The organism is Variovorax sp. YR216, from assembly GCF_900107745.1.
Classification (GTDB): Bacteria; Pseudomonadota; Gammaproteobacteria; order Burkholderiales; family Burkholderiaceae_C; genus Variovorax.
Genome location: NZ_FNRO01000006.1, coordinates 37152 through 54872, shown reverse-complemented (window position 1 = coordinate 54872; position 17721 = coordinate 37152). Strand labels below are relative to the sequence as shown.

The 17721-nt window shown below is 67.9% G+C and carries 18 protein-coding genes; 11 read left to right on the top strand and 7 right to left on the bottom strand.

Annotated features, from left to right (window positions below):
- Positions 1–7: 7 nt before the first annotated feature.
- Positions 8–988 carry a Bug family tripartite tricarboxylate transporter substrate binding protein gene (locus tag BLW05_RS17785; protein WP_093164663.1) on the bottom strand — a complete coding sequence of 327 codons (981 nt, stop codon included), beginning with the start codon at positions 986–988 and terminating at the stop codon, positions 8–10.
- A gap of 103 nt (positions 989–1091) precedes the next feature.
- On the opposite strand from BLW05_RS17785, the gene BLW05_RS17780 reads away from it, so the two are divergent.
- The gene (locus tag BLW05_RS17780) at positions 1092–1928 is read left to right on the top strand and encodes an IclR family transcriptional regulator (protein ID WP_093164662.1); all 837 of its coding nucleotides are present in this window, start codon (positions 1092–1094) and stop codon (positions 1926–1928) included.
- Here BLW05_RS17780 and BLW05_RS17775 read toward each other — a convergent pair.
- Positions 1925–2629: a helix-turn-helix domain-containing protein gene (locus BLW05_RS17775; RefSeq protein WP_093164661.1), complete on the bottom strand. Its 705-nt coding sequence runs from the start codon at positions 2627–2629 to the stop codon at positions 1925–1927. The two genes, BLW05_RS17780 and BLW05_RS17775, sit on opposite strands and share 4 nt — an antisense overlap.
- Before the next feature lie 243 nt (positions 2630–2872).
- On the opposite strand from BLW05_RS17775, the gene BLW05_RS17770 reads away from it, so the two are divergent.
- The 10 genes from BLW05_RS17770 to BLW05_RS17725 all read left to right on the top strand — a co-directional run bounded on the left by BLW05_RS17770 (position 2873) and on the right by BLW05_RS17725 (position 13600).
- Positions 2873–4036, top strand: a complete 1164-nt coding sequence (locus BLW05_RS17770) for an NAD(P)/FAD-dependent oxidoreductase (protein ID WP_093164659.1) — start codon at positions 2873–2875, stop codon at positions 4034–4036.
- A gap of 34 nt (positions 4037–4070) precedes the next feature.
- Complete coding sequence (locus tag BLW05_RS17765) at positions 4071–5525, top strand: M81 family metallopeptidase (RefSeq protein ID WP_093164658.1); 1455 nt, start codon at positions 4071–4073, stop codon at positions 5523–5525.
- A gap of 49 nt (positions 5526–5574) precedes the next feature.
- Positions 5575–7161, top strand: a complete 1587-nt coding sequence (locus BLW05_RS17760; protein WP_093164656.1) for an ABC transporter substrate-binding protein — start codon at positions 5575–5577, stop codon at positions 7159–7161.
- A gap of 21 nt (positions 7162–7182) precedes the next feature.
- A complete protein-coding gene (locus BLW05_RS17755) occupies positions 7183–8118 on the top strand; it encodes an ABC transporter permease (RefSeq protein WP_093164655.1) in 936 nt (311 codons plus the stop codon).
- A 386-nt stretch (positions 8119–8504) separates the two neighbouring features.
- On the top strand, positions 8505–9392 hold the full coding sequence (locus tag BLW05_RS17750) for an ABC transporter permease (RefSeq protein ID WP_093164653.1): 888 nt from the start codon (positions 8505–8507) through the stop codon (positions 9390–9392).
- A 17-nt stretch (positions 9393–9409) separates the two neighbouring features.
- Positions 9410–10447, top strand: a complete 1038-nt coding sequence (locus BLW05_RS17745; RefSeq protein WP_093164652.1) for an ABC transporter ATP-binding protein — start codon at positions 9410–9412, stop codon at positions 10445–10447.
- Positions 10444–11442, top strand: a complete 999-nt coding sequence (locus tag BLW05_RS17740; protein ID WP_093164650.1) for an ABC transporter ATP-binding protein — start codon at positions 10444–10446, stop codon at positions 11440–11442. Before BLW05_RS17745 ends, BLW05_RS17740 begins: the two co-directional genes overlap by 4 nt.
- A gap of 32 nt (positions 11443–11474) precedes the next feature.
- Positions 11475–12947: an N-acyl-D-amino-acid deacylase family protein gene (locus tag BLW05_RS17735; RefSeq protein WP_093164649.1), complete on the top strand. Its 1473-nt coding sequence runs from the start codon at positions 11475–11477 to the stop codon at positions 12945–12947.
- Positions 12944–13312 (top strand): RidA family protein, encoded by a 369-nt coding sequence (locus tag BLW05_RS17730; protein WP_093164647.1) that lies wholly within the window; start codon positions 12944–12946, stop codon positions 13310–13312. Before BLW05_RS17735 ends, BLW05_RS17730 begins: the two co-directional genes overlap by 4 nt.
- Positions 13313–13405: 93 nt before the next feature.
- Positions 13406–13600 carry a hypothetical protein gene (locus BLW05_RS17725; protein ID WP_093164969.1) on the top strand — a complete coding sequence of 65 codons (195 nt, stop codon included), beginning with the start codon at positions 13406–13408 and terminating at the stop codon, positions 13598–13600.
- Positions 13601–13621: 21 nt separating this feature from the next.
- Here the strand turns inward: BLW05_RS17725 and BLW05_RS17720 are convergent, their stop codons facing one another.
- The 5 genes from BLW05_RS17720 to BLW05_RS17700 are packed head-to-tail and all read right to left on the bottom strand — an operon-like array spanning position 13622 to position 17671.
- Entirely contained in the window at positions 13622–14341 is a 720-nt protein-coding gene (locus BLW05_RS17720) for a type 1 glutamine amidotransferase (protein WP_093164646.1), read from the bottom strand.
- A 4-nt stretch (positions 14342–14345) separates the two neighbouring features.
- Entirely contained in the window at positions 14346–15065 is a 720-nt protein-coding gene (locus tag BLW05_RS17715) for an ABC transporter ATP-binding protein (protein WP_093164645.1), read from the bottom strand.
- On the bottom strand, positions 15058–15849 hold the full coding sequence (locus BLW05_RS17710) for an ABC transporter ATP-binding protein (protein WP_093164643.1): 792 nt from the start codon (positions 15847–15849) through the stop codon (positions 15058–15060). The genes BLW05_RS17715 and BLW05_RS17710 overlap by 8 nt, the downstream gene beginning before the upstream one ends.
- Positions 15846–16814 carry a branched-chain amino acid ABC transporter permease gene (locus tag BLW05_RS17705; protein WP_256330362.1) on the bottom strand — a complete coding sequence of 323 codons (969 nt, stop codon included), beginning with the start codon at positions 16812–16814 and terminating at the stop codon, positions 15846–15848. The genes BLW05_RS17710 and BLW05_RS17705 overlap by 4 nt, the downstream gene beginning before the upstream one ends.
- Positions 16811–17671, bottom strand: a complete 861-nt coding sequence (locus BLW05_RS17700) for a branched-chain amino acid ABC transporter permease (RefSeq protein WP_093164642.1) — start codon at positions 17669–17671, stop codon at positions 16811–16813. The genes BLW05_RS17705 and BLW05_RS17700 overlap by 4 nt, the downstream gene beginning before the upstream one ends.
- Between the last annotated feature and the right edge of the window lie 50 nt (positions 17672–17721).

The window sequence follows — 17721 nt, the reverse complement described above, 5'->3', positions numbered from 1 at the left end:
GCGCTCCTCAATCCAGCGTGATCTTCAGGTCGCGGATGAGCTTCTGCCACTTGTCGGACTCGGTCTTGAGCAGCGCCGCGAACTGCGCCGGCGTGTCGCCGACCGGCTCGACGCCGAAGTCGACGAGGCGCTGGTGCACCGCCGGGTCGTTGATCGCGGCAACCACCTGCTTGTTGATCGCGGCGATCGTCGCGGGCGGCGTGCCGGCCGGCACCACCATGCCGACGAGCGCGGCGGCTTCGACATTCTTGTAGCCCAGCTCGGCGAAGGTCGGCACATCGGGCAGCTGCGGCAGGCGGGTCGCGTTCGCCACCGCGAGCGCCTTGACCTTGCCGCCCTTGATGAAGGCCGCGCCCGCGGCAAGGTCGACCATCATGGCCGGGATCTGTCCACCGGCCACGTCGGCCAGCGCCGGCGCGGCGCCACGGTACGGCGCGTGGACCATCTCGATGCCGGCTTCGGACTTCAGCAGCTCCATCGCCAGGTGATGCGGGCTGCCGGCGCCGGCCGAGCCGTAGTTGAAGCCGCCCGCCTTGGCCTTCGCCTGCGCGATGAAATCCTTGGCGTCCTTCACCTGGATGCCGGGGCCGACGACCAGGATCATCGGGAAGCGGCCCATCAGCGTGACCGGCGCGAGGTCCTTGGTCGGGTTGTAGCTCAGCGACTTGTAGAGCACCGGGTTGAACACCAGCGTGCCGTTGTCCGCCGACAGCACCGTGTAGCCATCCGCCGCCGCGCGCGCGACCTCGGACGCGCCGAGCGCGGTGTTGCCGCCGGGCTTGTTGTCCACCACCACGGGCTGGCCCGCCTGCGTCGACCACGTCTGGCCGATGGTGCGCGCGAGGAAGTCCGAGCCGCCGCCCGCTGCATAGGGAACGATCCAGCGCACCGGCTTGGTCGGGAATGCCGGCTGGGCGAAGGCGGACATCGGGAGGACGGGCAACGCCAGCAGCGCGGCGGCAACGAGACGAGCGAGCAGCTTCTTCATCGGGAAAATCCTTTGGAACAATTTGCGTAATTGTTCTACGCTATGCGTAATTGACGACATGGGGTTTCTACCCACCACGCCCCCCTGAGTACGATCCAGCGCCATGAGAAAGACCCGCAATCCCGAGGCATCCGCCGACGCCACCCCGCCGCCGCGCGTGCTGGAGCGCCGGCAGCGCGTGCAATCCGCCGAGACCGGCATGGCGGTGCTGAAGACCCTGTCGGCCATGGGCGGCAGCGCCAGCCTGAGCGCGCTGGCCGCGCAGGTCGACGAAAGCCCGGCCAAGGTGCATCGCTACCTCGCCAGCCTGATCCAGGAAGGACTGGTCGACCAGGACGCGGGCTCGCAGCGCTATTTCCTCGGCCCCGAACTGATCCGCATCGGCCTCACCGCGATGCGGCAGGCCGAGCCCATCCGCCTGGTCGAACCGGCGCTGGTGCGACTGCGCGAGCGCCTCGAAGTCACCTGCTTCGTCGCGCTGATGGGCAACAAGGGGCCGACCATCATGCGTTTCGAGGAGCCCGGGCTGCCGGTGACGGTCAACGTTCGCGCGGGCAGCGTGATGTCGCTGGTCTGGTCGGCCACCGGCCGCGTCTTCCTCGGCCTGCTCGACGAAGCCCGCGTGCGGACACTCGCCGAAGAAGAGCTCGCCGCGGCGACGCCCGAGATGCTCGCGATGCTGCCGATGCCGGACCCGATCACGAAGTTGCAGAAGGAAGTCCGCGCGGCCGGCTGTGCGATCGTGCGGGATGTCTATCTCCGCGGCATCAGCGCGGTGGCGGCGCCGGTCTACGACTACACCGGCCGCGTGTGCGCCGTGATCACTGCGCTCGGCGCGACCGGCGGCTTCGATCCCTCGGCCGACGGCGTGATCGCGACTGCGCTACGACGCGAAGCCGAGGCGACGAGCATGAAGCTCGGCCACGCGCCGCAGAGCTAGCGGGGCCTCGCCCGCGAGCGTACCGGCGGTTTGCCCGCAACCACCTGGATCGGGTCCCGCCGCTCCCCGGCGCGCGCCGTGCGCATCAAGAGACTTTCCGTCGAGGTTACGCCGACGATGCGCGCCAGCTGCCGGCTGGTGCTGACGTATGCATGACCGATGCGACTGTCGAAATAGAGCGAATCGCCCCGGCCGAGCCGCACGACCTGGCCGGTGTCGAAATGCACCTCGATCGTGCCCGAGAGCACGTAGGCGAACTCCTCGCCGTCATGGCGCGCGAAATCCTCGGGCCCGTCGATGCGCCGTGCGTGCACCGTGCCGATGACGGGACTCATGAGCTTCCCGGTGGCGGTCGTGCCGAGGAACTCGTAGGCGAAGGAAAGACCGCGATAGACGACGCCCTGCCCGGATCGCGTCACGACAGGCGCCTGCAACGCAGAGGTCTTCACGCCTTCGCCCGCGAACATGGCGTTCATGTCCATCTTCAGTGCGCGGCCCAACGCTGCGAAGTTTTCGTAGCCCAGCGCCAGTTGTCCACGTTCCGCACGCGAGATGGTCGGCACGGAAACGCCTGAGAGGCCCGACAACTGCTGCAGCGTCCAGCCCAGGCTCTTGCGGGCACTTCGCAAACGGCGACCGAAAGTCTCGCGGTCCAGCAACTGGCCCTCGGGCTGCGCGCCCTCGCTCTCGCGCGGCTTCATGGGTTCATCCTTGATCTCCTGTGTGTTTCTGCGGGCCTGCCCAGCCGGGATTCTGCCAGTCGGCACCCATGGGCAATGCCGCACTACTGGCCTGGATTTTGCGTCAATGCAAATTGCGAATCCGCAAATTCACCAATGTAGATCGGTGAGTGTTTACCCTGAAATGCCCATCTATCTTTTTCGTATCTGCAAATTCTTCCCTACACTCCGCGTCTTCCGAACCGCGCCAACTTCTTTCGAACCATGACTTCCGAGACCGCCGCCATCCAAGCCGACTTCCTCGTGATCGGTGCGGGCATCGCAGGTGCATCCGTTGCGCACTGGCTTGCACCGCATGGGCGCACCATCGTGCTCGAGCGCGAATCGCAGCCCGGCTATCACTCGACCGGGCGTTCGGCGGCCCTGTTCATGGAAAGCTACGGCACCGAGCAGGTGCGCGCGCTCACCCTGGCCAGCCGCGCGTTCTTCGAGTCGCCGCCGCCGGGCTTCACCGAGCACCCGCTGCTGACGCCTCGCGGCGCCATGATGGTCGGCACGCCCGAGCAACGCGCCGAACTCGATGCGCACTGGGCTGTGCTCAGCGCGATGTCCCCGCGCGCGCGCCGGCTGACGCCCGCCGAAGCCTGCGCGCTCGTCCCCGCTCTGCGGGCCGACCAGTTGCACGGCGCCGTCTACGAGCCGGACGCAGCCGACATGGACGTGCACGCGATCCATCAGGGCTATCTGCGCGGCATGCGACGCGCGGGCGGCACGCTGGTGTGCGATGCCGGGGTGTCGGCGATGCGGCGCATCGGCGGCCGCTGGCAGGTCACTGCGGGAACCGCGACCTACGAGGCCCCCGTGGTACTCAATGCGGCCGGCGCCTGGTGCGACGTGATCGGTCGACTGGCCGGCGCACAGCCGCTGGGACTTCAGCCTTGCCGCCGCTCGGCATTCATCTTTGCCGGCTCTCCCGGGCAGGATCACACCCATTGGCCCATGGTGCACGGCGCCACCGAAGACTGGTACATCAAGCCCGATGCAGGGATGCTTCTGGGTTCGCCAGCCAACGCGGACCCCGTCGATCCGCAGGACATCCAGCCGGAAGAGCTGGACATCGCGCTGGCCATCCACCGCATCGAGGAAATGACCACGCTGCAGATCCGCCGGCCCACGCGCACCTGGGCCGGGCTGCGTTCCTTCGTGGCCGACGGCAACCTCGTCGGCGGCTTCGACGACCAGGTGGAAGGCTTATTCTGGATCGCCGCCCAGGGCGGCTACGGCATCCAGACCTCCGCCGCGATGGGCGAGACCTGCGCGGCACTCGCGCGCGGGCTGCCCGTGCCTCCGCACCCTTCTTCCTTCGGCCTGACCGAAGAGATGCTGAGTCCAGGGCGCCTGCGCCAGCAGGAAGCCGTCGCTACCTGATTCCATTCGTCATTCGCCACAGGAGTACTCCGCCGTGCGTGTCTTCAGCGCCTCCCTCGCCACCGAAACCAACACCTTCGGTCCCATGCCGACAGGCCTGGCGTCCTTTCGTGATCGCGGCTACTTCCCGGCCGGGCAGCATCCCGACACCCTGACGCTGTTCTCCGGTCCGCTGTGGGCGGCGCGCCTGCGCGGCAAGGAGGCGGGCTGGACGCTCATCGAAGGCATGGTCGCAGCAGCCCAACCCAGTGGCATCACGACGCGTCTGGCCTACGAGTCCTTGCGCGACGAGTTGCTGCGCGACCTGAAGGCCGCCCTGCCGGTGGACGTGGTGCTGCTCGGCCTGCACGGCGCCATGGTGGCCGACGGCTACGACGATTGCGAAGGCGACCTGCTGCAACGCGTGCGTGCGCTCGCCGGCCCGGACACGGTCATCGGCGCGGAGCTCGACCCGCACTGCCATCTCACGCCCGAGATGGTGGAGCACGCCGACGTCCTCATCACCTTCAAGGAGTACCCGCACACCGACGTGCTCGAGCGCGGACTGGAACTGGTGGACCTGTGCGTCGCCACGGCGCAGAAAAAGATACGCCCCGTCGCCGCCGTGGTGGATACCGGCCTGATCCTCACGGTGCACACCTCGCGCGAACCCGCGCGCGGCTTCGTGCAGCGCATGCAATCGCTCGAAGGAAAGGACCGCGTGCTCTCCATCTCGCTCGCGCACGGGTTCAGCTGGGGCGACGTGCCGGGCATGGGCACCAAGATGCTGGTCTACACCGACGGCCATGCCGCCCAGGCGCAAGCCCTCGCAAGGCAGCTCGCCGACGAGGTGATCGGCATGCGCGACGCGCTCGCCGTGAACTATCCCGACATCGATGCCGCGCTGGACGAGGCGATGGCCTTCCAGGGCGGCCCGGTGGTCATGGCCGACGGCGCCGACAACGCCGGCGGCGGCGCGGCGAGCGATTCGACCTTCGTGCTGCAGCGCATGGTCGACCGTCGCATCACCAACGCGGCGCTCGGCCCGCTGTGGGACCCGATCGCGGTGCGCATCGCCTTCGATGCCGGCGAAGGCGCACGCCTGCGGATGCGCATCGGCGGCAAGATCAGTCCGCTGTCGGGACAGCCGCTGGACCTGGACTGCACCGTCAAGGCGCTCAAGCCCGGCCTCGTCATGACGGGCCTTGCGGGCACGCCCACGCCCATGGGCGATTGCGCCCTGGTGGAAGTCGCGGGCATCGAGATCGTGCTGATCACGCTGCGCAACCAGGCCATGGGCACCGACCTCTTCACGCAACTCGGCTGCGATCTCGCGGCCAGGCAGCTCATCGTGGTGAAGTCCTCGCAGCACTTCTACGCGTCCTTCTCCAAGGTGGGCAAGCACGTGATCTACGTCGCCGCGCCGGGCTCCGTGACGCTGGACCTGAGCACCCTCCCCTACCAGAAGATCCAGCGCCCCAAGTGGCCCATGGATGCACTCGCCGCCTGACCGCAGTTTCCTTCTCTCCCTTGTGACGAACCTTTCCGGAGTCCCGACGATGAAACGACGCACCCTTGCTGCCCTGGCCGCCTTCGGCGCCCTCACGCTCGGCACGTTCAGCCCGGCCGCGATGGCCCAGGCGCCAGCGAAGACCCTTCGCGTGGTGGCGCATGCCGACCTGAAGATCCTCGATCCGACCTTCACCACGGCCTACATCTCGCGCAACTTCGGCTACATGGTCTACGACACCCTGTTCGCGCAGGACACCAGCGGCAAGCCCCAGCCCCAGATGGTGGAGAAGTACACCCAGTCGCCCGACGGCAAGCAGTGGAGCTTCACGCTGCGCCCGGGCCTGAAGTTCTCCGACGGCTCGCCCGTCACCACCGCGGACGTCATCGCCTCGCTGCAACGCTGGACGAGCCGGGACAGCCTCGGCCGCGCGATGGCTGCGAACGGCGCCGAGTTCAAGGCGGTGGACGCGCGCACCTTCACGCTGACGCTGGCACAGCCCTTCGGCATGGTGATGGAAGCGCTTGCCAAGCCTTCGGGCTTCCCCGCCTTCATCCTGCCCGAGAAGCTGGCCAAGCTGCCCGCCTCCGCGCCGATGACCGAAGTGCTGGGCTCCGGCCCCTTCGTCTTCAAGCGCGACGAGTGGGTGCCGGGGAACAAGGCCGTGTTCGTGCGCAATACGCAATACGTGCCACGCACCGAGGCCGTCAACGGCCTGTCCGGCGGCAAGAAGAGCAACTTCGAACGGGTGGAGTGGCTCTACCTGCCCGACGCGAACAGCGCCGTGGCCGCCCTGCAGCGCGGCGAGGTGGACCTGATCGAACAGCTGCCCCCGGACTACATCACACCACTGCGCGCCGACAGCAAGATCAAGGTGGGCAGCGGCGGCGGCTACCAGGCCTTCCTGGTGCTCAACCACCTGCACGCGCCCTTCGACAACATCAAGGCCCGCCAGGCCTTCCAGATGGCGGTAAACCAGGAGCGCTTCGTCGCCGCGATGGGCTACCCGGCGGACATGCGCATGGCCTACTGCCACACCTACTTCATGTGCGGCAGCCCCAACGACACGGCGGCGGGCTCCCAGGGCCGGGCCAAGCCCGACCTCGCGAAGGCCAAGGCCTTGCTGGCCGAATCCGGCTACAAGGGCGAGAAGGTGGTGCTGCTGGTGCCCACCGATGTCACCTACCTCAACGCACTCGCCCTGATGGCCGCACAGACCCTGCGCAGCATCGGCGTGAACGTGGACATGCAGTCGATGGACTGGGCCTCGATCGGTGCCCGTCGCGCCAAACGCGACGCGCCATCCGCCGGCGGTTGGAACGTGTATGTGACCGTCGCCGGCGAGTTCGACGCCAACTCGCCCATCACCAACGCCTACCTGAGCCCCGCCTGCGGCAACTCCCTGCCCGGCTGGCCGTGCGACAAGGAACTCGACGCCTTGCGCGCCGCCTGGCTCCAGGCGAGCGATGCCTCCCAGCGCAAGCCGCGCCTGGACGCCTTCCAGACCCGCGCCTTCGAGGCCGTGCCCTACATCAACGCGGGCCAGTACTCCGCCGTCTATGCCGCGCGCGCCGACCTCAAGGGCCTGGACAAGCTCTGGGGCGGCATGCCGCTGGTGTGGGCGCTGGACAAGTAAGACCGCCTGCAAGCGCCAGCCATGGGCTACATCCTGCGTCGCCTTGTCGCCACCCTGCCCGTCATGGCGGTGGTGGCGGTGGTGGTCTTCCTGCTGATCCATCTTTCGCCGGGCGATCCGGCCGCGCTCATCGCGGGCGATCTCGCCACCGAGGACGACATCCACCGCTTGCGCGAAACGCTGGGACTGAACCTGCCGATCTGGCAGCAGTTCCTGATCTGGATCGGCAAGCTGGCGACGGGTGATCTGGGCACGTCGATCTTCACGCAGGTCTCGGTGACCACCCTGCTCGCGCAGCGCGTCGAGCCCACGCTGGCGATCGCGCTCGTCACGATGCTCTTCACCATCCTGATCGCGATTCCGCTCGGCACGCTCGCGGCGTATCGCGCGGGCAGCTGGATCGACCGGGTGGTGATGCTCTTCGCGGTGCTCGCGTTCTCCGTGCCGGCCTTCCTGGTGGGCTACCTGCTGGTCTACGGCTTCGCGATCCGGCTGCCGTGGTTCCCCGTGCAAGGCTATGCGCGAATGAGCGACGGCCTGGGGCCCTGGCTGCGCAGCATCGTGCTGCCCTGCGTGAACCTCGCGCTGGTGTACATCGCGCTGGTCACGCGCATGACGCGGGCGACGGTGATGGAAGTCCTCCACGAAGACTACATCCGCACCGCGCGGGCCAAGGGCCTTGGCGTGCTGCCCGTGCTGGGCCACGCGTTGCGCAACGCGGCCGTCCCGATTGCAACGACGGTGGGCGTGGGCATCGCACTGCTCATCGGCGGCGTGGTCGTGACCGAGACCGTGTTCGCCATTCCGGGCGTGGGGCGGCTGGTCGTCGATTCGGTGCAGCGCCATGACTATCCGGTGATTCAAAGCGTGCTCCTGCTGTCGGCGGGGGTCTACGTCGTGATCAACCTGCTGATCGACCTGAGCTACCGGCTCTTCGATCCGCGCATCCGGTATTGAAATGAAAACACCCCCCAAGCCGCTTCGCGGCTCCCCCCTCTCTCGCCTTCGGCGGGAGGGGGGCGCACCCAGCGGCCCGGCAAAGCCGGTTCCGCGGGAGCCCTGGAATGGGGCGCGCCAGTTTCATGGTCCGCGGGTGGCGCGTGGCGCCTCGCTGCGCAGAGCACACCATCGTCGCGATCCGTCACGGCTGCTCTTGATCGGCCGGCACGACGCGGCGGCTCCCGTGGCGAGGATGCAGGGTGGTCCCCGCAGCGAAATAAAGGAGGAGGCGAAGCCGGGGGACATTCGCGGAGGGGACCACCCTGCGTCCTCGCCACGCACCCCGAACGCCCCGCTGCAGTTCTCAGCCGCGGCCAATCGCTTCTGACACGACCTACAACAAGATGTCCGCTGTCCCACTGCAAAAGACCGCACCACCGAGCGACGAATCGGTGTTCGTGCCTCCGCGCTGGCGCTGGGTGCGCAAGCATCCGACGTTGATCATCGGCGCCGCGCTGCTGCTGGTCGTGGCCGCCATCGCGCTGGCCGCCCCCTGGATCGCCACGCACGATCCGCAGGACATCGACCCGCTGGCGCGCATGCAGGCGCCTTCGTCTGAACACTGGTTCGGCACCGATGCACTCGGCCGCGATGTGTTCAGCCGCACCGTGTGGGGAGGACGCGTGTCGCTGATCGTCGGCATCAGCGTCGCCATCGTTTCCACCTTGCTTGGCGTGACGCTCGGGCTCGCGGCCGGCTTCGTGCGGCGCATCGACGGCTTCATCATGCGCATCATGGACGGGCTCATGGCGATTCCCGGCATCCTGCTGGCCATCGCGCTGATGGCCGTGACCCGCGCCAGCCTTGCGACAGTGGTCGTCGCCATCATCGTGCCCGAGGTGCCGCGCGTGGTGCGGCTGGTGCGCTCGCTGGCGCTCACGCTGCGTGAACAGCTCTTCGTGGAAGCCGCTCACGCCGTGGGCACGCGCCTGCCGGTGATCCTGCTGCGCCACGTGCTGCCGAACATGATCGCGCCGCTGGTGGTGCAGGCCACCTTCATCGCAGCCTCGGCGGTGCTGATCGAGGCGGCGCTTTCCTTTCTCGGCGTCGGGGTTCCGCCCACCACGCCCAGTTGGGGAAACATGATGGCCGAAGGACGCAACTTCGTCGCGGTGGCCTTCCACATCATCCTCTACCCAGGGATGCTGCTTGCCGCCACCGTGCTCGCCATCAACCTGCTGGGCGACGGCCTGCGCGACGCGCTGGACCCACGCCTCGCGCGTCAACTCTGAAGCCGGAGGCTCTTCGGATGAACCGTTCCGCACGTACAGCGCCGCCCAGGGGCGAAGTCCTGCTCGAGGTGGACAACCTCTACACGCGCTTCGACACGCTCGACGGCCCGGCCCGCGCCGTGGACGGCGTCTCCTACACCGTGCGCGCCGGACAGACGCTGGGCGTGGTCGGCGAATCGGGCTGCGGCAAGAGCGTCACGGCCATGTCCATCATGCGCCTGCTGCCCACGCCGCCGGCCCGCCTGTACGGCGCCGTACGCCTGCGTGGCACCGACCTGCTTTCGCTCAGCGAGGCCGAGATGCGCGCGATTCGCGGCAATCGCATCTCGATGATCTTCCAGGAGCCGATGACCTCGCTGAACCCCGTGCTCACCGTGGGCCGCCAGATCGCCGAGACCGTTCGCCTGCATCAGAAGGCCAGTCGCGCCGAAGCCCTGGCACGCGCGGTGGAGATGCTGCGGCTCGTGCAGATCCCCGAGCCGGAGCGTCGCGCGAAGGAATACCCGCACCAGCTCTCCGGCGGCATGCGCCAGCGGGTGATGATCGCCCTCGCGCTGGCCTGCAATCCCGAGGTGCTGATCGCCGACGAGCCCACGACCGCGCTCGATGTCACCATCCAGGCTCAGATCCTCGACCTGATCAAGCGACTGCAGAAGGAACTGGGCATGGGCGTGGTCATGATCACGCACGACCTGGGCGTGGTGGCCGAGAGCTGCGACAGCGTGGTCGTGATGTATGCCGGCCGCAAGGTGGAGGAAGCCGATGTGCAGGAGCTCTTCGACCGCCCGCTGCATCCCTACACCCGCGCGCTGATGGCCTCGATGCCCTCGATGAACACCCGCAGCCCACGGCTGACCGAAATCCCGGGCCTCGTGCCGTCTCCGCTGGAGCCGCGCCGCGGCTGCGCGTTCGCCGCGCGCTGCAGTCTCGCCAACGCACGCTGCACCTCGGAGATTCCGGGGCTGACGGAACAAGGCAAAGGCCATGGCGTGGCCTGCTTCGCAGTCGAAGAAGGCCGATACGCCCCATCCACACGGGAGACAGCGAGCGCATGACCTCCTCCACGAACACTCTCCTGCGGGTCGAAGGGCTGCGCAAGCACTACAGCAGCCCGCGGCGCTGGCTCTCGCGCCCGCAACCGCCGGTGCAGGCGGTGGACGATGTCTCTTTCACGGTGGCGCGCGGCGAGACCTTGTCGCTCGTCGGCGAATCGGGCTGCGGCAAGACCACGACGGCCAAGTCGGTGATGCGCCTGATCGAACCCACGTCCGGCTCGGTGCTGCTCGACGGCGAGGACCTGCTCAAGCTCAGCCCCTCGCAGATGCGCCAGCGCCGGCGCGACGTGCAGATCATCTTCCAGGACCCCTACGCGTCGCTGAGCCCGCGGCTGAAGGCCGGCGAGATCGTGGCCGAGCCACTGAAGAACTTCGGCAAGCAATCCGCCGCCGAGCGCCGCGAACGCGTCCAGTGGCTGTTCAGCAAGGTGGGGCTGCGGCCCGAGGCGGTCGACAAGTATCCGCACGAGTTCTCGGGCGGGCAGCGCCAGCGCCTGGGCATCGCACGCGCGTTGGCGATGCAGCCCAAGCTCATCGTCTGCGACGAGCCGGTATCTGCGCTCGACGTCTCGGTGCAGGCCCAGGTGGTCAACCTGCTGATGGACCTGCAGACCGAGTTCGGCATCGCCTATCTCTTCGTCGCGCACGACCTTTCGGTGGTTCGCCACATCAGCCATCGCGTGGCGGTGATGTACCTCGGCCGCATCGTCGAGCTGGCCGACCGCGATACCTTGTTCAGTGCACCGCGCCATCCGTACACGCAGATCCTGCTGTCGGCCGTGCCCGTTCCCAATCCGCGCTCGCCCGCGCAGCGCATGCTGCTGCAGGGCGATCCCCCGAGCCCCGCCAATCCGCCCTCGGGCTGCCGGTTCCATACGCGCTGCCCGCTTGCCCAGCCTGTCTGCAAGGAACAGGCGCCGCCGTTGTCGGTGCGTGCGGCCTCTGCCGGCGCGGACGGCGGGCAGGAGCACTGGGTGGCCTGTCACTTCCGTTGAGCGGCACCGCCGTATTGCTTTCAGGAGTCAAGATGAAATCCAACCACCATGACCTGCTGATCCGCGGCGGCACCGTGATCGACGGAACGCGCGCACCCCGCTTCGATGCCGACGTGGCGGTGCGCGACGGGCGCATCAGCGCCATCGGCGACCTCCGCGACCATAGCGCCGACACCGTGATCGAAGCCGGCGGCCGCATCGTCGCACCGGGCTTCATCGATTCGCACACGCATGACGACCAGGCCGTGCTGTCGCAGGCCACCATGCCCTTCAAGGTCTCGCAAGGGGTGACGACCGTCATCGCCGGCAACTGCGGCATCAGCGCGGCGCCGCTGCGTGCCGAGATGGAGCTGCCCATGCCGCTGAGCCTGCTGGACACGCCCGCCGAAGATCGCTTCACCACCTTCCGCGCCTACCTCGATGCCCTGCGCGCACAACCTTCGTCGGTCAACGTGGCGGCGATGGTGGGACATTCCACGCTGCGCGCGGTCACCATGGACTCGACCGATCGCGAGGCCACGCCCGAGGAGATCGCCCGCATGCAGGCGCTCGTGGAGGAGGCGATGGAAGCCGGCGCCATCGGCCTCTCGACCGGCACCTTCTATCCTCCGGCGGCCAAGGCGACGACCGAGGAGATCATCGAGGTCTGTCGCCCGCTCAGCGCACGCAACGCGCTCTACGTCACGCACATGCGCGACGAAGCCGACCAGGTGATGGAGTCGCTGGACGAGACCTTCCGCATCGGCCGCGAACTGGGCGTGCCCGTGGTCGTCTCGCATCACAAGGTGCAGAACACCCAGAACTTCGGGAGATCGCAGACCACGCTGCCGCACATTCAAGAGGCCATGAAACGCCAGCGCATCTGCCTCGACTGCTATCCCTATACCGCCGGCTCCACCATGATCCGCGCGGACCGCGGGATGCTCGACTGCCGCGTGCTCATCGCCGACAGCCAGCCGCACCCCGAATGCGCCGGTCGCGATCTCGACGACATCGCGCGCGAATGGGGTGTCGACAAGGTCGAGGCGTCGCGCCGTCTCCAGCCTGGCAGCGCCATCTACTTCCTGATGGACGAGAACGACGTGCAGCGCATCCTCGCCTTCGACGAAACCATGATCGGTTCCGACGGCATTCCGCTGGGCGAGAAGCCGCACCCGCGCCTGTGGGGCACCTTCCCGCGCGTGCTCGGCCACTACAGCCGCGACGTGGGGCTGTTCCCGCTGGAAACGGCGGTCTGGAAGATGACCGGGCTCACCGCACGCAACTTCGGTCTGCACGAGCGCGGCACGCTTCAGGTCGGACGCCACGCCGACATCGTCGTGTTCGACGCCGCGACGATCCGGGACTCCGCCAGCTACGAATCCCCCAAGACGCCGGCCGAGGGCATCGAGGCCGTCATCGTCAACGGCCTCGTCACCTGGCGGCACGGCGCCCACACCGGCGCGCGCAATGGGCAGGTCATCACCCGCCAATCCTCGAACGAACGACAAGGTGCCAGCACATGAACATCGAACGCATCCCCTCCTCTTTGCCGGTCCCCTTCTCCAAGGCCGTCCGTGCCGGTGGCTTCCTGTTTCTCTCGGGCGTGCTCGCCATGGACGCGCAGGGCGGCATCATCGACGGCGACGTGCAGGTGCAGACCCGAGCCATCCTGGAGCGCATCGCCCAAAGCCTGAAGGAATGCGACACCAGCATGGCGAGCGTGGTGCGCGCCACCATCTGGCTGGCGGATCTGGGCGACTTCGCCGCGTTCAACGAAGAGTACGCAAGGCACTTCCCCGAGGGCCTGCCTTCCCGCTCATGCGTGCAGGCCGTGCTCTACAAGGGGGCGAAGGTCGAGATCGAGGTGCAGGCCCTGGACATCCGCTAGGTCGACGCGCCACCGAACTCGCGGCATACGCCTACTCGACGACGGGCGAACGGGCCGGTGGCGTCCGGCACGGATGAGAGCAACTTGGACGCCATGAAAGTCCTCGTTCCACTCCTCGCCGCGGCCGCACTCACCGGTTGCGTGGCCTATCCCTATGACGCCGGTCCGCCGCCAGGCCAGTACTACAGCCGGCCGGCTCCGCCGCCCCCGGGCTGGCGGCGTGACTACGACCGCGACGGCGTGCCGTACCGCTACGACCGCCGTCCGGACAACCCGTACCGCTACTGACGCTCGCAGTCCGCAGGCGCGCTAGGCGCAGCCGCGAACCCAACGGGCGTAAAGGCGCGTGAGAACCGTGGTCATGCGTGCGGTTCTCAGCTCAAGGTCGCTCAGGGCATCCGCAGGATCGCTGACCGCAGGATTGCCTGCGGCAAACTGCCGCCTGAGTTGCTCGCCATTGCGCTCGAGCGAAAGCTCGACGAGCGCGGGCGTCATCTCCAGGTGGGACTGCAGCAGCAAGTGACGATCGCGCAAGACAAAGGCCTGGTTCGCGCAGTACTCGCTGCGCGCAATCTGCCGTGCCCCGGGCGGCGGCTGGAACGTGTCGCCGTGCCACTGGAACGTCTGCACCTCTCTTGCGGCGAACTCGCCCCACCAGTCCAGCGCAAGCGCATCGCTTCCGGTCTGCAACGGCTGCCAGCCGATCTCGGGCGCGGCATGCCGTGCCACGCTGCCGCCGAGCGCCAGTGCAACCAGCTGGCTGCCGAGGCAATGCCCCGCCACAGGCAGACCGCGCGCGTCGGCATCGCGAATCAGCGCCAGCTCGCGCGGGATCCATGGCAGGTCGTCATGGACACCCATGTAGCCGCCCATGAAGACGAGCCCGGAGAAGTCGGTGGCGCTCTCCGGCACCGGCTCGCCGTCGACGATGCGGATCACGCGCACCGTGTGGCCAAGCGATAGCAGGATGGGGACCACGGTGCCGGGCGCGCCGACTTCGGTGTGCTGGAAAACGGCGATCGGCTTCATGGCGTCAGGCTGGGAGTTCTTCGATGCCGACGCCCAGCAGACGATCGAGCAATGCGACGTCGGCGGCGAGCTCGGCACTGGGGCCCGCATGCACCACGGTGCCGCGTTCCAGGACGATGGCCTGGTGGGTCATCTCCAGCGCAAGCACCGGATGCTGTTCGACCACGACCGATGCCAGTCCTTCGCTTTCGCAAAGGCGCCGGATCGACCGGGCCAGCTCCTCCACGATGATGGGCGCGAGGCCTTCCATCGGCTCGTCGAGCAGGAGCAGCGCCGGGTTGGTCATCAGCGCCCGGCCGATGGCCAGCATCTGCTGCTCGCCGCCGGAGAGCTGGTTGCCGTAGTTGGCACGACGCTCGCGCAGACGCGGGAAGAAGTCGTAGACCCGGCCGAGGTTCCACGGACCCGGTCGCGCGACCACGGTGAGGTTCTCCTCGACCGTCAGCGAGGGGAAGACCTCGCGCTCCTGCGGCACCCAACCGAGACCCGCGCGCACCCGCAGGTGCGCGGGCCAGCGGGTGATGTCATCGCCGCGCCAACGGATCGCGCCGCTCATCACGCGGGTGTTGCCCATCAGCGTTTCGAGCAAGGTGGTCTTGCCCACGCCATTGCGCCCGAGGATGGCCAGGCTCTGCCCCTGCACGATCGAGAAGGACAGGCGGTCCAGCACCACCGCGTTGCCGTAGCCCGCGGTGACTTGATCGAAGACGAGCATGTCAGGCATAGGCGACCTTCGAGTTGGCGGCATGCGCGGCGACATGCGTGTTGCCCAGGTACACCTCGCGCACGCGCGGGTCGCTGCCGATCTCGGCCGGCGTGCCCTCCGTGAGGATGCGGCCCGCCACCAGCACCGAGATCCGGCGCGAGAAGCGAAAGACGAGGTTCATGTCGTGCTCGATGAAGAGGATGCTGATGTCTTGCGGCAGGTTGGCGATGACTTCGAAGAGCTCGCCGCTCTCGTCCTCGGGAACGCCCGCTGCGGGCTCGTCCAGCAGGAGGATGCGCGGGCGCGCAGCGAGGGCCAGCGCGATCTCGAGCAGGCGCTGCTTGCCATAGGCGAGCTGGGCCACCGGAACGTTTGCGAGGTCATCCAGGCGCAGGCGCGCGAGCAATGCATGCGCCTCGTCGAAGACATGGGTGCAGCGCTTCAACGGGCGCCACCACGTGGCCGCCAGGCCTTCGCGCTCGCTGATCGCCAGCACGACCGACAGCAGCGGCGTGAGACTCGGAAAGAGCGTGTTGATCTGGAAGGTCCGCGCCAGTCCCAGGCGGGCGCGCTGGTCGCAGGTCAGCGCGGTGATGTCCTGGTCGCCCATGCGGATCGATCCCGCCGTCGGCCGGTACACGCCGGTGAGCAGGTTGATCAGCGTGGTCTTGCCCGCGCCATTGGGGCCGATCAGTGCCTGGCGTGCGCCCGGCTCCAGCGTGAGATCCACGTCCGCCACGGCCTGGAAGGCGCCGAAGCTGATGCCCAGGCCGCGTGTCTGCAATGCGTGCACGGCGCTCATCGGGACGGCTCCTCGATGCGAAAGCGGCGCGACAGCGCGCCCATGATCCCGCCGCGCCCGAGCATGACCGCGGCGATCAGGAAGATGCCGAGCCAGAACATCCAGTACTGCGGGTTCATGTCGGCGAACCAGTCGTGCACCAGCATGTAGACGATGGCACCGACCATGCCGCCGTACAGGCGTCCCGTTCCGCCGAGCACCAGGATGATCAGCACCTCGGCGGAGCGGTTGAAGCCGATGGACTCGATGCCCACGAACTGCGTGGTCTGCGCCAGCAGCGCGCCGGCGACACCGGCCACTGCCGCGGAGAAGGCGTAGGCCATGCGAAGGCGCGCTTCCACCGGCGAGCCGATGGCCAGCATGCGCTTGCGGCTGTCGTGGATGCCGCGCAGCGCCAGCCCGAAGGGCGATCGCAGCACCAGGCGCACCAGCAGGAACATGACCAGCACGACCACGAAGGCATAGCCGAACGCGGTCTTGCCGAACAGATCGAACTCGAACAGGCCCAGCACCGGCCACACCACTATGCCCTGCAGGCCATCGGTACCACCGGTGATGCCCGACAGGCGGTTGGCGAGCTCGGCCAGCAGCACGCACACGCCGATGGTGATCATCAGCCGCGTGAGGTCGGCGCCGCGCACCACCAGGTAGCTGAGCGCATAGCCGAGCGCGGCGCAGGCGAGCAGCGCGACCAGCAGGCCGCTGATCGGTTCGCCCCAGCCGTGCTTGGCCAGCAGCCCCGCCACGTAGGCGCCGGCGCCGAAAAAGGCGGCATGACCGACGGTGAGGATGCCGGCGTAGCCCAGGGCCATGTCCAGCGAGACGGCGAACAGGCCGAAGATCAGGATCTGGCTCATCAGCGTGAGCTGGTCGGGCAGCATGAAGAAGCTGCCGGCCAGCGCGAGCCAGAAGACGACCTCGGCGGCGCGCAGCCTTTGCGGCGTGAGCGTCAAAGTGTTCTTCACGTGAGTCCCTTGCGAGGCACGATGCCATGGGGCCGCAGCAGCAGCATGGCGATCATGAATACGTAGATGAGGAATGCGCCGGCTTCGGGCAGGTAGTACTTCCCGGCCACGTCCACGATGCCGACCAGCAGCGCGGCGATGAACGGACCCGCGATGGTGCCGGCGCCGCCGACGCACACCACGATCAGGAAGTACACGAGGTACTTGAGCGGGAAGCTGGGCTCCAGGCCCAGCATGCCCAGGCTCAGTGCGCCACCCAGTCCTGCGAGGCCGCAGCCCAGCGAGAACGTGAGGAAGAACAGGCGCTGCACGTGGATGCCCGTGCCGCCGGCGACCCGCTGGTTGTCGACCGCGGCGCGCACCATCGCCCCATAGCGCGTCTTGCTCAAGGCCAGCAGCAGCCCCGCGAGCACCAGCACACCGGCCACGATGAGGAACAGCCGATAGCGTCCCACGGCGAAGCTGCCGATCGTCAGTTGCCCTTCCAGCCAGGAGGGAAGCGAGAACGGTTGCATCGTGGGGCCGAAGCCCCAGGTGAAGGCGGCGATGGAGACGAACACCAACCCGATGGAGAGCAGCACCTGATCCAGGGGATGGGCGCGGTACAGGCGCCGGTAGAAGAAGAACTCCAGCACCGCGCCGACCAGCGCCGCTGCCACGAAGGCGGCGGCCAGGGCCGGAAAGAAGCCCAACCCCATGCGGTTCATGAGCGCGCTCGCCGCGTAGCCGCCCACCATGGCAAAGCTGCCATGCGCGAGGTTGACGAAGTTCATCAGCCCCATCGTGATGGACAAGCCCACCCCGATCAGGAACAGGAGCATCCCGTAGGCCACTCCGTCGAAGATAACGATACCCATCTTGAGACTTTCACCCCCCAAGCCGCTTCGCGGGTCGCGCGACGGCTTGG